Origin of the sequence: Corallococcus llansteffanensis (genome assembly GCF_003612055.1) — a bacterium.
In the GTDB taxonomy this organism is placed as follows: Bacteria; Myxococcota; Myxococcia; order Myxococcales; family Myxococcaceae; genus Corallococcus; species Corallococcus llansteffanensis.
In genome coordinates, this window is record NZ_RAWB01000297.1 from 1 (window position 1) to 12,332 (window position 12,332).

The window sequence follows — 12,332 nt, forward strand, 5'->3', positions numbered from 1 at the left end:
CACCGTGCCCGCGTGAGGACCGCCCGGGGGGAGTGTTCAGCCGGTGGGGACGGGTATGCGGCGAACGGGCACCCCCGTGCGGCGAACGGGCCGCCAGTCCGCGCAGGTGTGTGTGGGCGCGCCCAGGGTGCTGGTGAAGCGCTCGCCCATCACCCCGGCGGACATCGAGGCCGCGCGGCAGCACGTCGACGCGATGGCTTCTTTCACGGGGCCGTGGAGCGGGACGCGCGAGCCCGTGCGAGCCGCCAGGCGAGGGACGTGAGCCCCCCGCCAATGGCGGCCTTGAGCACCCCTCCTGGAACGAAGGGGAGGAATCCCTTGTGAAAAGCGGTGCTGGCGTCGAGTGAGGCCGCCACCCGGAGCCAGGCCATGCCGATGCCCAGGACGACGAGCTGGCCCCCGAGGAAGACGGGCACCGCCGTCCACGGCCGCCGGTCGAGGCCGTGGCGCGCCGCGAGGCCCACGAGCCAGGCCACGGGCAGGAAGGCCACCAGGTAGCCCCCGGTCGGCCCGACAAGCGAACCCCAGCCGCTGGCCGCCTTCGCATAGAACGGCAGTCCCACCGCTCCCAGCAGGAGATAGACGAGCTGCCCGGCCATGCCCCGTCCAGGCCCGAGCGCGGCGGCAGTGAGGACGACCGCGAGCGTCTGTCCCGTGATGGGCACCGGTGAGCCCGGCACAGCGATGGCGACCTGCGCGAGCAGTGCGGTGCAGAGCGCCGCGCCGAGCACGAGCGCAACTTCGTGAGCGCGTGTGCGCACGAAGAGGTCGGCCAGGACGCGGCGCGGTGGAGGACTGGCGCCCGCGCTCAACGCGAACCCACCAGCGAGGAGTGCGAGCCGCGTGACGACGCGAAGGGGCGTGGAGACACGGACCGATGCTCAGCGAGGACGGGCTCCGATGCAAGGCGCGCGGCTGGGGTGCGAGCTTCAGCAGCAGCCCGCCGGTGGCACCCTGGGACGCGTTGACCGTTCCCTCCACCTGGGCGATCCGCTCCAGAAGGACGGCAGCAAGCTCACCGTGCCCTGGGCCACCATCTCCCGCTTCGAGGGCGGCAAGCTGGCCGAGTACAACGCGTACGTCGACGCCTCGAAGCTCTTCAACCCGTAGTCCCAGTGGGCTCGGTGGGCTCGGTGGGCTCGGTGGACGCGAAGCGCGTGTCGATGTGCAGCGCGCGTGACAGCGTCAGCGTGACGGGCGTCTTCGCGGCGATTTCGAGCAGCCGGGCACGCTGATCCGCCGTCACCGTGTCAGCGCAGTCGAGGACCCGCTCGACGCGCTCCCCTGCGGGCTCGCGAATCAGCTTGAGGCGCACGACGAGCTTGCCCAGGTCCCACTTCTTTCGCTCCGCGTACATCTTGAGCGTGATGGCCGTGCACGCGCCGAGCGAGCCCATGAGGAGCTGGTACGGCGCGGGGCCCAGATCCCCGCCACCGCGCGCCGCCGGTTCATCGGCGATGAACTGGTGGTGTCCGGTGCGGATGTGCTGAGCAAGTCCTTCACCGCTCTCCACCGTGGCGGAGGAGAGCAGCACGCTGTCGGGGGCATGGGCCATGGCCCGTTCTACGTCAGGTCGAAGCGCGGCGTCTCGAAGGTCACGCGGCAGGCATGCCGGGCGCTCGGGCACTTGTGCCCACGACCCCAGGTCGCACGGTAGCCGCGAGGGGGACTGGCACTCTCCTTTCGGGAGACACAAGTCTCAGCCATGGCAACCATCGAAATCGGCAAAGGCAACTTCAAGGACATCGTGTCGAAGGAAGGGATCGTGCTCCTGGACTGGTGGGCGACCTGGTGCGCGCCCTGTCGCACCTTTGCTCCCGTCTTCGAGCAGGCCAGCGAGAAGCACCCGGACATCACCTTCGGGAAGATCGACACCGACCGGGAAGCGGAGCTCTCCGGCGTGTTCGCGATCCGCTCCATCCCCACGCTGATGGTCTTCCGCGACGGCATCAGGCTCTTCGAGCAGGCCGGGGCGCTGCCAGCGGCGGCGCTCGAGGATCTCCTGCGCCAGGTCCGCGCGCTGGACATGAACGACGTGCGCAAGCAGCTCGTGGATCGCGAGGCCCAGCAGCAGCCTGGCGGCTCACCCCAGGCCTGACGCCGAAGGAGGGCTTCCCGCCTCCTGGCGGCGCTTGTCAGCCTCGGGATGAAGCGTTAGGGACCCGCGAAGAGATACGAGATGTGCATGTAGTTGAAGAGCTGCTCGTAGTTCGCCGCGTAGTTCACCGACGCCGGAGCGGAGTCCTCGGAGTAGACGATGGTGCCGGGAGAGCCGTCGGCCGGCCGCCTGACGACGACGTCGACGAACACCTTGTCCCGCCGTGAGGACTCGACGTGGAGGGCTCCCGCGGAGTCCAGCACCCCGTACCCACCGCCGTAGACGTTCTCAGGGAACGCACCGTACGTCCCCTCCAGCGTCGCAACGCCCTCCTGGTCGATGTGCCACAGCTGCTGGACGTCGGTGGACCGGAAGAGGGCCAGCCGGAAGCCCGTCGGGCGCGCGCGCGCGTCGATGAAAGTCCGGTCGACCGGCAGCCCCGTGACGGGGACGACCGTCCGCGTGGGGGTCAGCACCACCAGGTCGGAGGAGGTCTCGCTGGCGAGCAGGTGGTCCGAGGCGTTCCACGCGATCAGCCGGTGCCCGGACGCCACGACTCCGCCCTGGAGGTTGTAATACGTGTTGCCACCCCCGACACCGCCGCAGTTGTAGGCAATGGCGCCGGTGCCCGCCTGCATGACGAAACTCGCGACGTCCTGGGTGGCGCTGCATCCCGGCGTCGGAAGCTGGGTGTCGTTCGCAGCTCCATCCGAAGGGTACGAGCGGGTCCTCCCCTCGACCTTGAAGGCGTCCGGGACGAAGACCTTCAGCCGTGCCGGGTCCTTTTCCCCGTCGATGTAGTGGACGCGGCCGCTGGGCGAGACCACCGCATTGTCATCCACGGAGGAGTAGCAGCCGAAGCCCACCTGTGCGCGCGTGGGCGTCAGGACGCTGGAGATCGCGTCGGCGTAGCAGGCGCCCTCCGAGAGCGTGCCCCAGATGAGCACGTCGTTCCCGGCCACCGGCACGGACTGGCACTGGTTGTCCTGCGCGCACGTCGCCGCCCAGAGGGACCCGCCGGCACAGTCGTCGGAGGTGTTGCACCGGCCCGGCTGGAGGTCGCATTTCCGCGTTGCTTCGTTGCAGACCTCGTGGGCCTTGCAGTCCGCCGCCGACAGGCATGAGCCCTCAGCGAGCTCGCAGGTGTTGCCGGCTCCGCAGACCTCCCACGCCTGGCATTGCGTGTTGCTACTGCACATCCCCTCGCGCGGCTCGCACCGCCGGTTCGCCGAGCAGGCCTCCCAGGCCTGGCAATCGCCATCGCCGCCGCACCCGGCGCAGATCCCTTCCTGGCAGCGCAGGCCCGGCAGGCAGCCCGAGTCGTTCTCGCACAGCCCCTCGGGCGTACTCGTACACGCGAGGAACAGCACCGCACCCCACACCACGAACGAACGCATCACCAGCGCCCTCTCACGTAGACGTTTCCGCCGCCCTGGCCATCCGAATCGAAGGACACCGTGGACAGGCCCCAGAAGGTGAGCCCCGTGAGCGCGACGACGCCGCCACCAATCATCAGGGTGTTCGCCAGCGTGTTGTAGGTCTTCACCTGGTCGTACTTCGGCCGGTCCGCCGGCACGAGGCGGCCCTCGGTGTAGCGGCTGGAGAGGTCATTGTTCAGGCTGCGGCTGCGCAGCCCGAAGAACCCGCCGGTGCCGAGCACGAGCGCGCCGCCAATCGATGCGTAGATGCCCGTCTTCCGCATCCACCCGGACGAGCTGGGCCTGGGCTGGTCGTAGAGCGACTCGGAGGCGCGTGACGCGGAGCCCGCCTCATACAGCGGGTCGACTTCTCCGGTGGACTGCGGCGCGTCCGCGACGGCCTGCGGCGGAGGCACGGGACGGACCTCGGCCTGGGGCTCGGCGGGTGCCGCCCCATCCGCGACCGGGGTGGACCTCAGCTCGGTGGCGGCCTTCTCGAGCTGCTCGACCGCGTAGTGCGCCGGCCGCAGGTCCAGGAACCCGGGGCTGAAGCGGAAGTTGACGGGCTTCGTCCGCTGCTGCTGGGCAGTGATGAGCGACAGGGTGACGGAGACCAGCCCGTCGTCCATCGCCGCCTCGGCGTAGATGATGGCGCCCCCGCGCCCGAGCCCGGCCAGGCACTCCGTCGTCGCCTTGGGCGCGCACGACGCCTTCAGCGGCACGGGGCCGCGCAGGACGAACGTTCCCCACCGCCGGTCACTTGAACGGACCCCGGACTCGATGAGTCCCTCCGCGTCAGCACGGATCTTGGGGTCGAGCTTTCCCTGGACCGGATAAAGGCTGACCACGATCTGCGCGCGGGCAATTCCAGGCACCGCGAGGATCGCCGCCAGCACGAACAATCGAACGACTCGCGCACGCAGCATTTCGCGGGAGGCTAAATCAAGGCTGCTCCCCCTGCAAACGTCCCCAGGGGAGGGTCTGGCCGCACTCTATGTGTTCGAATAACGGGGTGAGTTGGTATTGAATTGATTCCTGGTTTTTCTGGCCGCGAATGCTCGGCGGGGAGACCCCGCGTCAGGGCAGACGGCTGCGATAGCGGTCGCCCCAGTCGCGCAGGCCGAGGAGGATGGGCTGGAGGCTCTTGCCGAAGGGCGTGAGCTCGTACTCGACGCGCGGCGGGACTTCCGCGAAGACCGTGCGCTTGACGAGGCCGTCCTGCTCCAACTCGCGCAGTTGCAGCGTCAGCATGCGCTGCGTGCAGTTGGGCAGCAGCTTTCGCAGCTCTCCGAACCGGAGCGTCCGCGTCGAAAGCCAATACAGCACAACGCCCTTCCAGCGTCCGCCAATCACCGCGAGCGCCGACTCCACGGAGCAGCCGCTCTTCCCTTCAACCCGCCGCCGTGCGCCCATTGGTTCTCCTTTTGATACTACCTACCAAACATGTGCGTACTTGTACCGATAGCATGAAGAGCGCACGTTTGCCTCCAGCCTGACTCCATGCCGGCCGGAGAACCATGAACGTCCTCATCGTCTACGCGCACCCCGAACCGCGATCCCTCAACGGTTCGCTCAAGAACTTCACTGTCGACCGGCTCACCCAGCGCGGACACGACGTCCGCGTCTCCGACCTGTACGCGATGCGCTGGAAGCCCGCGGCCGATGGAGACGACTTCCTGGAGCGTGATCGCAGCCGTCGGCTCGACCTCATCGCCGACTCGCAACAGGCCTACACCACCGGCACGCAGGCGCCGGACATCGCCGCGCAGCAGGCCGACCTCCGCTGGGCCGACGCCGTGCTCTTCCAGTTCCCGCTGTGGTGGTTTTCGATGCCCGCGATCCTCAAGGGCTGGGTGGAGCGCGTCTACGCCTATGGCTTTGCGTATGGCGTCGGTGAGCATTCCGAAACCCATTGGGGCGACCGCTACGGCGAAGGCGTCTTCCAGGGCAAGCGCGCCATGCTTATCGTGACCGCCGGAGGCTGGGAGTCGCACTACGCCGAGCGCGGCATCAACGGGCCGATAGGGGACCTGCTCTTCCCCATCACGCACGGCATCCTGCACTACCCTGGGTTCGACGTGCTGCCGCCGTTCGTCCTCTACAAGGTCGAGAGGATGGATGAAGCGCGCTTCGCGCGCGTCCAGCAGGAGCTGGGCAGGCGGCTCGACGACCTGTGGACGGATGCGCCGATCGCCTATCGCAAGCAGAACGGTGGGGACTACGACATCCCCGCGCTCACGCTGAAGCCAGGGCTCGAAGAGGCCAGTCTGGGCGATGGCGCCGCTCGCGCAAGCGGGCTCCGGCTCCACGTCCGGCGCTGAGGCGGATGGCTCCGGGCGCAGTTCGCGTTGACGGACCGATGGACGGTCGTTAGGATAGTGACCAGTCAATAACCGACCATGGCCCGACCCGTCACCATCCAGGACGAAGACATCCTCAAGGCCGCGCGCGAGGTGTTCCTCGAGCGCGGCATGCGGGCGACGAGCGTGGAGATCGCCGCGCGAGCGCGGGTCTCCCCGGGCATCCTCTTCAAGCGCTTCAAGACCAAGGAGGCGCTCTTCCGCGCGGCGATGACGCCCCAGGGAGACCCCGAGCACCTGCTGCCCATCGACCTGGATGCGCGCGTGGGGAAGGGCAGCGTCGAGGACACGCTGGTGGAGCTGGGCACGCACCTGATGGACGGGTTCTCCCGCTTCATTCCCACGACGATGATGGCCTGGAGCAACCGCCAGGAGCCCGAGCCCGCCGCCCGCGCGCAGCACCCCATCGTTGGCGCCTCGGAGCGTGCCGCGAAGCGGACCCGGAAGGTGGCGGACTACCTGGCCGCCGAGGCCCGACTCGGACGGGTTCGCGAGGGCGACTTCGACATCGTCGCGCAGGCCTTCATCGGTGCCCTGTGGCACCACACGTTCCTCCAGGTGATGCTCGACAAGGCGCGCAAGCAGCCCGCTTCGCAGCAGGCGTATGTCCGCGGCGTCGTCCACGCCCTCTGGAGCGGACTGGCGCCCGAGCGCCCCTCCAAGCGTTGAGACCCGATGTGCCAGGGCTGGAGCCCCTGTCGCGTCTGGTTAATGAGTGAGCAGTCAATTATGAGGTCCCACGCAGGACACACAGCAGGGAGCGCGAGATGATCCTCATCACTGGAGCGACGGGAAACATTGGCAAGGAGCTGGTCACGTGGCTGTCGCCGGAGGGGGTGCCCCTTCGCATCGTCACCCGTGACGAGCGGAAGGCCGCGCACCTGGATGCGCGCATCGAGCGGATCATCGGCAACCTGGGAGACCGCGCCACCGTGCAGCGCGCGGTTCAGGGCGTCGAGCGCCTGTTCATGGTCTCGCTGCTGACCGGGGAGGGCGACGCGGCGGACCCGATGCTCATCGAGGAGGCACGGCGGGCCGGTGTCCAACAGGTGGTGAAGGTCTCGTCGTTGGGCACCAACGGCAACAGCGCCATGGGCCGGCGTCACCGCGAGAAGGAGCGCCTCATCGAGGCGTCGGGCATGGCCTGGACGTTCCTGCGGCCCGGCTCGTTCATGTCCAACGCGCTGCAATGGAGCACGCCCATCCGCACGCAGGGGACGGTCTTCACCCCGACGGCGGACGGCAAGGTGGCCCCCATCGCTCCCAAGGACATCGCGGCGGTTGCCGCCGTGGCGCTCACCACGCCCGGCCATGAGGGCCAGATCTACGAGCTGACCGGCCCGGAGTTGCTGAGCGCGCATGACCAGGTGCGCATCCTGGCCGGCGTCCTCGGCAGGCCCATCAAGTGCACGGACGTGCCCGTCACGGCGGCGGGGGAGAACGTCCGCAAGTCCGGCGCCCCCGAGTGGATGGTCGAAGGCTTGATGGAGCTGTGGACCGCGGTCCGGTCCGGAAATGGAACGACCCGGACCGCGGAGGTCGAGCGCATCACCGGCCGGCCCGCACAGACCTTCGAGGCGTGGTGCCAGGAGCACCGGGCCGCGTTCGCTTGAGCGGGCTGCTCGCGCCTACTTGCCGCCCTTGGCCTTCTTCATGACGGCGGGCTTCGCGGCGGTCGGCTTCGCGGAGGTCGACTTCGCGAGGACGGTGTTGCGCCGGGCGGCCAGCTCCGGAATCAACAGCAGCTCGATGCGACGGTTGCGGGCGCGACCCTGCGGCGAGGCATTGGCCGCCAGGGGCCGCGTGTCGCCGTAGCCGGCCGCGAGCATGCGCTTCGCGGGCACGCCGCCCTTGTCCTGGAGGAAGCGCACCACATTGACGGCGCGCGCGACGGACAGTTCCCAGTTGGTGGGGAAGGTGGCCTGGAGCTTCTGCGAGGGAGGGGAGTCGTCGGTGTGTCCCGACACCTGGATGAGCTTGTCGTCCACCTTGGACAGCACGCCGCCCAGGCGGGTGAGGACCTCCTGGCCGCGCGCGCTGATGCTGGCGTCACCCGAATCGAAGATGACCTTGTCGACGAGGTCCACCTGGAGGCGGCCCCCGTTCTGCGTCAGGCGGATGGCGCCCTCGGCGATCTCCTTCTTCATCTTGTCCTGGAGGTCCTCGAAGGTGGCCTTGAGCCGGGCCAGCTCCGCCTCCTGCTCCTGCACCGTCTGGCTGAGCTGCTCCTTTTCGGTGTTGAGCTGGTCCTTCTCCGTGGACAGCTTCGCGCGCTCGGCCTCCAGCGCGGCGAGCTTCGTCTCAAGCAATTGTTTCGCGGCCTCGGCGTCGCTGGCCCGGGTGGCCGCCGCCGTGGCCGCCGCATCAGCGAGGCTCGTGCTGCGATGCGACAGATACAGCACGAAGCCCGCGAGCACCGCCACCAGCGCCGTCACCAACCAGGGCACCCAGGCCCTTCCGCGTTCCGTTTCCATGTCGCGACCTCCGGTGGGGAATGGAAGGAGGCCACGCTAGTGACATCCCCCGGGTGCACCGCAAGGCGACCCGGGTGCGTGTAGGTATCTGGAGGTGCATTGTTGCACCCAGGGCGCATCTACACGCCGACCGGACCGAAGCCCGCGGTGCTGCGACCCATCTACGCCGTCTATCCGCGCGCTTGACAACCAATAAGTGGCGACTTATTTGTCGTGAATGCAGAGAGCGGTCGTGGCCGAAGACAAGATCTTCCAGGCGCTGGCGGACCCCAGCCGCCGGGCAATCTTCGAGTCGCTCACGCGTGGCGAAGCGGCGGTGAAGGACCTCACGGCGCGCTTCGCCATCTCCCAGCCGGCGGTCTCGCAGCACCTCGCCGCATTGAAGGACGCTGGCCTGGTGAACGGCCGGCGCGAAGGGCGCTGTGTCTACTACCGGGTGGAGCCGCGCGGGATGAAGCCGCTCATCGACTGGATCGCGCACTACCGCGCCTTCTGGACGGAGCGCGTCGACCGCCTTGAAGAACTGCTGGAGAAAATGGACGAATGAAGCCCCTCGACAAGACCGCCCCATCGCAAACCGAGTCCATTGCATTCGAATTCGATCTGCATCATTCGCCGAAGACGGTGGCGTAGGATGGCCAGCTCTGGAGGCCGCATGACGAAGGCCACGTCGCAAGCAAGCAAGCCACGCAAGGTGGCCAAGAAATCCCAGCCAAAGACAGGCACCAAGGCCCGGTCCGGTGCGAGCAAGGACAAGCCGATGGAGTCCGCTTCCCGGCTCATCGACCAGCGCATCCTCGACCTGGGGGATTGGCGCGGGGAGACCCTGGCCCGCATGCGGGCGCTGATCCTGGAGGCCGATCCCGAGATGACCGAGGAGTGGAAGTGGATGGGCACTCCGGTCTGGTCGCACCACGGGATTGTCTGCACCGGAGAGTCCTACAAGACGGTCGTGAAGCTCACGTTCCTCAAAGGCGCCAAGCTCCCGGATCCATCGGGCCTCTTCAATTCCAGCCTGGAAGGCAACGCGCGAAGGGCCATCGACATCCACGAAGGGGAGAAGGTCGACGCGCGCGCGTTCAAGGCGCTCGTGAAGGCCGCGGTGGCCCTGAATGGGCCGTCGGCGAAGGCCCGGCCCGCTGCGAGCAAGGCGAAGCCGGTGAAGCTCCTCTCCGGCGGCAATCCGCGGATCGCAAAGGCCGACGGCGACGCCCCGGTGCAGGCGTACATCGACGCGTTGCCGGGCTGGAAGCGCGACGTCGGGAGCTGGCTCGACGCGCTCATCGTGCGGAACGTGCCTGGGGTGCGGAAGGCCGTGAAGTGGAACACGCCGTTCTACGGCATTGAAGGCCAGGGCTGGTTCATGGGGATGCACGCCTTCACGAACTACGTGAAGGTGACCTTCTTCCGCGGCACGTCGCTGCGACCGGTCCCTCCCGGCCCCAGCAAGACCCAGGACACGCGTTACTACGACATCCGCGAAGACGACCCGCTCGACGAGGCGCAGATGGCGAAGTGGGTGAAGCAGGCGGCCGCGTTGCCCGGCTGGGTCCCGTAGGGCGGCGGTCAGGTCGTCTCGCGACGCTGGCGCGCCCAGGCCTCGAAGCTCATGGGCGAGAGGCCGTAGGACCGCGCGAGCTCGGGCCGCGCCAGGACCGGGGCGACGTTCATGTACGTCAGGCCTCGCGCCACGCCGGGATGCAGGCCGGCCGCGACGGCCTCCTCGACCGTACCGGACTGGACTGTGTACTCCTTGCCGTCGAGGCGCGAGAGGATCTCCGCGACCTGGGGAAGCGTGAGCAGGTCACCCGCGAGCTGCAGCGTCACCCCGTGGAACGTCGCGGGGTCATTGATGGCCGCCGCGGCCGCCTTGCCAATGTCCTCCGGCGCGATCAGCGCGATGGGCCGGTCGGTCCTTATCACCGTGAGCAACCGGTGCCCTTCGACGAAGCCGGCGGGATCCAACATCGGCTGATCCATGAAGGTGGCGGGCAGGAGGAGGGTCCAGTGCTTGAAGCCCGCGCTGCGGACGAGGTCGCAGGTGGCGAGCTTGTTCTCCCAGTACTCCTCATGCGACTTCCAGCGCCCCTCCGCCCAGCCCTCGACAGTGCGGTGGTCGCCGACGCCGGACGTCGCGGTGTGCACGAACGTCCCGACGCCCTCGGCAAGCGCGGCCTCGACGAGGTTCCTCCCTTGCTGGCGCTCCTTGCTGAAGTCGACACCGGTCTCGGAGAGGATCGGTGACTGCATCGAGAAGACCGCCCGCGCCCCGGCGCAGGCGGCGCGCAACGACGCCGGATCGTCGAGGTCCCCGACGACCACCTCGGCGCCAGCCGCCGCGAGGGCCCTGGCGTTTGGCGCCTCCGGATTGCGCACCATCACGCGCACCGATGTGCTGCCTTCGGCCAGCAGCGCCCGGGCGGTGGCGCCGCCCTGGCGCCCTGTAGCGGCCGTGACGAGAACGGAATCGGTGCTGCTCATGGGGCGCTCCTCTTATAAGTGGTGGACCCCACCGTTTAGTTTCGTGATGAGATACGGAGGGGGACCCCGTTTGTCAAGGAAGGTTCTGGTGAGTAGAAGAGCGCCGTGGATCATGTGAAGCCATTGCGAGCGGACGGGCGACGCAACCGGGAGCAGATTGTCGCGGCCGCCGCGGAGCTGGTCGGCAGGGATGGCGCGCAGGCGTCGCTCGAGGAGATCGCGCGGCGGGCGGGGGTCGGCTCGGCGACCCTGCACCGGCACTTCCCGTCGCGGCAGGCGCTGTTGGAGGCGGTCTTCCGAGAGGGCGTCGCGCAGCTCTGTGCGAGGGCCGCCGCGCAACCGGGCAAGGATCCCGCCGCAGAGCTGTCGGCCTGGCTCGAGGAAGTGACGGTCTACACCGCGACCCACCGCGGGCTTGCCGCTGCGCTGCTGACGGGCCCGGATGGCCTCTCGGCCGAAGAGCTCTGCTGCACCGACATGCTGCTCGACGTGTTGAACGTTCTGGTGGCACGGGCGTCATCGGTGGGCGCGATTCACGCCAGCGCCACGACGAAGGACCTGATGATGCTGGCGAACGCGATCGCCGTCGCGAACGAAGACGATCCGCTCACCGCGCGCCGGGTGCTGCGCCTCGCGCTCACCGGCTTGCGGCCGTGAACGCGGCGAGAGTGCCTCCTCTTGGCCTCCGCTGGGCGCGGATCAAGTCTTCCCGTAGCGGCGGAGGGCCTCCTCGAATTCGATTCGGCGTGCGCGCAGCAGCCCTCCCGCCAGGGGCTCTGCTCCGTCAACGTCCACGTAGTCGAGCCTCCAGGCGAAGCCGAGCGCCGGGTCGAGCCGGTCGACGATGAGGTCGAAGGTGTAGGCGGGGCCCTTCGTGGCCACCAGCCAATGCACGTTGTCGTGCGGGTCCGAGATGCTCGAGAGATCTCCAGGCCCGGACACGCGGTCGATGCTCGGACGCAGCACCAGGTGCTCGGGCTGGCTCTCGACCCGTTCGAAGTGGCGCAGGTGGAACTCTCCGGCGAGCACGACGTGCATGGACACCATGTTTTGATGCCCGTGAGGCACGACAGCCCGGCCTTGTGCCAGTCCGAAGAGCTTCGTGCCAAACACGCGCGGTAGCCCCTCGATTCTGGGCAACGGCGCGGGCATCGCTCCGGCTCGGTCATCCGGCAACTCGAGGCCCGGCTTCAGCCGGTCGGCGTCGATGGCCCGGAGCAGCTCGGAGAGTGGGACCCGGTGAAAGAGTGCCTCGACCTGCCGCTGCCATTCCCGTGGTGCGAGCTTCCGGTCCCGCACGTCCGCACAGAGTTGATGGGTGCGGGAGAGCCACGCCTGGGCCTCCTGCTTCACCGGGCCGGCGAGCGCGTCCTGCCACAGGAGCGTTCGGACCAGGGCATAGCCCGTCAGTGCTTGGAGGAGGACCTCTCGTCGTGTCGCACCTTGAGACATGCTGCTTTCCTTGAGATGGGTGACGTGCCCGGTGAGGGGAGGGCAGGGT

General features: G+C 68.4%; 16 protein-coding genes and 1 pseudogene. 9 read left to right on the top strand and 8 right to left on the bottom strand.

The window, feature by feature from the left end:
• Window positions 1–203 precede the first annotated feature (203 nt).
• Window positions 204–761 (bottom strand): biotin transporter BioY, encoded by a 558-nt coding sequence (locus tag D7V93_RS25330; RefSeq protein ID WP_504739583.1) that lies wholly within the window; start codon window positions 759–761, stop codon window positions 204–206.
• A 139-nt stretch (window positions 762–900) separates the two neighbouring features.
• Between D7V93_RS25330 and D7V93_RS25335 the strand changes: the two genes are divergently transcribed.
• Window positions 901–1,110, top strand: a complete 210-nt coding sequence (locus tag D7V93_RS25335; RefSeq protein WP_120645845.1) for a nuclear transport factor 2-like protein — start codon at window positions 901–903, stop codon at window positions 1,108–1,110.
• Here D7V93_RS25335 and D7V93_RS25340 read toward each other — a convergent pair.
• The gene (locus tag D7V93_RS25340) at window positions 1,100–1,555 is read right to left on the bottom strand and encodes an OsmC family protein (RefSeq protein WP_120645846.1); all 456 of its coding nucleotides are present in this window, start codon (window positions 1,553–1,555) and stop codon (window positions 1,100–1,102) included. The genes D7V93_RS25335 and D7V93_RS25340 overlap by 11 nt on opposite strands.
• A 150-nt stretch (window positions 1,556–1,705) precedes the next feature.
• On the opposite strand from D7V93_RS25340, the gene trxA reads away from it, so the two are divergent.
• On the top strand, window positions 1,706–2,098 hold the full coding sequence (gene trxA, locus D7V93_RS25345; RefSeq protein WP_120645847.1) for a thioredoxin: 393 nt from the start codon (window positions 1,706–1,708) through the stop codon (window positions 2,096–2,098).
• Window positions 2,099–2,154: 56 nt separating this feature from the next.
• Here trxA and D7V93_RS25350 read toward each other — a convergent pair whose 3' ends face one another.
• The 3 genes from D7V93_RS25350 to D7V93_RS25360 all read right to left on the bottom strand — a co-directional run bounded on the left by D7V93_RS25350 (window position 2,155) and on the right by D7V93_RS25360 (window position 4,929).
• Window positions 2,155–3,498 (bottom strand): hypothetical protein, encoded by a 1,344-nt coding sequence (locus D7V93_RS25350; protein ID WP_147451312.1) that lies wholly within the window; start codon window positions 3,496–3,498, stop codon window positions 2,155–2,157.
• Window positions 3,495–4,442: a hypothetical protein gene (locus tag D7V93_RS25355; protein WP_147451313.1), complete on the bottom strand. Its 948-nt coding sequence runs from the start codon at window positions 4,440–4,442 to the stop codon at window positions 3,495–3,497. The genes D7V93_RS25350 and D7V93_RS25355 overlap by 4 nt, the downstream gene beginning before the upstream one ends.
• A gap of 151 nt (window positions 4,443–4,593) precedes the next feature.
• Entirely contained in the window at window positions 4,594–4,929 is a 336-nt protein-coding gene (locus tag D7V93_RS25360) for a winged helix-turn-helix transcriptional regulator (protein WP_120645850.1), read from the bottom strand.
• Window positions 4,930–5,033: 104 nt separating this feature from the next.
• Between D7V93_RS25360 and D7V93_RS25365 the strand changes: the two genes are divergently transcribed.
• From D7V93_RS25365 to D7V93_RS25375, 3 genes are all read left to right on the top strand, one after another.
• Window positions 5,034–5,837: an NAD(P)H-dependent oxidoreductase gene (locus tag D7V93_RS25365; RefSeq protein ID WP_120645851.1), complete on the top strand. Its 804-nt coding sequence runs from the start codon at window positions 5,034–5,036 to the stop codon at window positions 5,835–5,837.
• Window positions 5,838–5,915: 78 nt separating this feature from the next.
• Window positions 5,916–6,545: a TetR/AcrR family transcriptional regulator gene (locus tag D7V93_RS25370; RefSeq protein WP_120645852.1), complete on the top strand. Its 630-nt coding sequence runs from the start codon at window positions 5,916–5,918 to the stop codon at window positions 6,543–6,545.
• A 98-nt stretch (window positions 6,546–6,643) separates the two neighbouring features.
• A complete protein-coding gene (locus tag D7V93_RS25375; RefSeq protein ID WP_120645853.1) occupies window positions 6,644–7,489 on the top strand; it encodes an SDR family oxidoreductase in 846 nt (281 codons plus the stop codon).
• A gap of 15 nt (window positions 7,490–7,504) precedes the next feature.
• Here the strand turns inward: D7V93_RS25375 and D7V93_RS25380 are convergent, their stop codons facing one another.
• Window positions 7,505–8,350, bottom strand: a complete 846-nt coding sequence (locus D7V93_RS25380; RefSeq protein WP_120645854.1) for an OmpA/MotB family protein — start codon at window positions 8,348–8,350, stop codon at window positions 7,505–7,507.
• A gap of 232 nt (window positions 8,351–8,582) precedes the next feature.
• Between D7V93_RS25380 and D7V93_RS25385 the strand changes: the two genes are divergently transcribed.
• The 3 genes and pseudogenes from D7V93_RS25385 (at window position 8,583) to D7V93_RS46855 (ending at window position 9,908) form a co-directional block, all read left to right on the top strand.
• Entirely contained in the window at window positions 8,583–8,897 is a 315-nt protein-coding gene (locus tag D7V93_RS25385; RefSeq protein ID WP_244237505.1) for an ArsR/SmtB family transcription factor, read from the top strand.
• A gap of 213 nt (window positions 8,898–9,110) precedes the next feature.
• Window positions 9,111–9,500 (top strand): annotated as a pseudogene (locus D7V93_RS46850) (DUF1801 domain-containing protein); the annotation flags it as partial.
• Window positions 9,501–9,566: 66 nt separating this feature from the next.
• Window positions 9,567–9,908 (top strand): DUF1801 domain-containing protein, encoded by a 342-nt coding sequence (locus tag D7V93_RS46855; protein ID WP_372338347.1) that lies wholly within the window; start codon window positions 9,567–9,569, stop codon window positions 9,906–9,908.
• A gap of 8 nt (window positions 9,909–9,916) precedes the next feature.
• Here D7V93_RS46855 and D7V93_RS25400 read toward each other — a convergent pair whose 3' ends face one another.
• Window positions 9,917–10,831 carry an NmrA family NAD(P)-binding protein gene (locus D7V93_RS25400; RefSeq protein WP_120645857.1) on the bottom strand — a complete coding sequence of 305 codons (915 nt, stop codon included), beginning with the start codon at window positions 10,829–10,831 and terminating at the stop codon, window positions 9,917–9,919.
• 105 nt (window positions 10,832–10,936) lie between these two features.
• Here D7V93_RS25400 and D7V93_RS25405 point away from each other — a divergent pair, with 105 nt between their 5' ends.
• Entirely contained in the window at window positions 10,937–11,488 is a 552-nt protein-coding gene (locus tag D7V93_RS25405; RefSeq protein WP_120645858.1) for a TetR/AcrR family transcriptional regulator, read from the top strand.
• A 42-nt stretch (window positions 11,489–11,530) separates the two neighbouring features.
• Here D7V93_RS25405 and D7V93_RS25410 read toward each other — a convergent pair.
• Window positions 11,531–12,332, bottom strand: an 802-nt coding sequence (locus D7V93_RS25410) for a cupin domain-containing protein (protein ID WP_208723145.1), incomplete at its 5' end; no start/stop codon positions are given.